A 318-nucleotide genomic window follows, 5' to 3' on the forward strand; every position below is an offset into this window, starting at 1 on the left:
CGGCTGGATCACCTCCTTTTGAGCAAAGACAGCATCGTCCTGTCGGGCGTCTTCACAAAGTACCTGCATTCAGAGATTTGCATCGGCCAGGCCGGTGTGAGATGTCCCTTTCTGGGGCCTTAGCTCAGCTGGGAGAGCACCTGCTTTGCAAGCAGGGGGTCGTCGGTTCGATCCCGACAGGCTCCACCACGTTTGAGTAAGACATTTGGGTCTGTAGCTCAGGTGGTTAGAGCGCACCCCTGATAAGGGTGAGGTCGGTGGTTCGAGTCCTCCCAGACCCACCATTCTCTGAATGACGCATACATTCGATCTTTATAC

At 55.0% G+C, this 318-nt stretch carries 2 tRNA genes; both read left to right on the forward strand.

What is annotated here, in order from left to right:
* Nucleotides 1-113: 113 nt before the first annotated feature.
* A tRNA-Ala gene (locus ACVOME_RS18680) sits at nt 114-189 on the forward strand.
* 18 nt (nt 190-207) lie between these two features.
* A tRNA-Ile gene (locus tag ACVOME_RS18685) sits at nt 208-284 on the forward strand.
* Nucleotides 285-318: the final 34 nt, after the last annotated feature.

The organism is Stenotrophomonas sp. STEN008, from assembly GCF_056760435.1.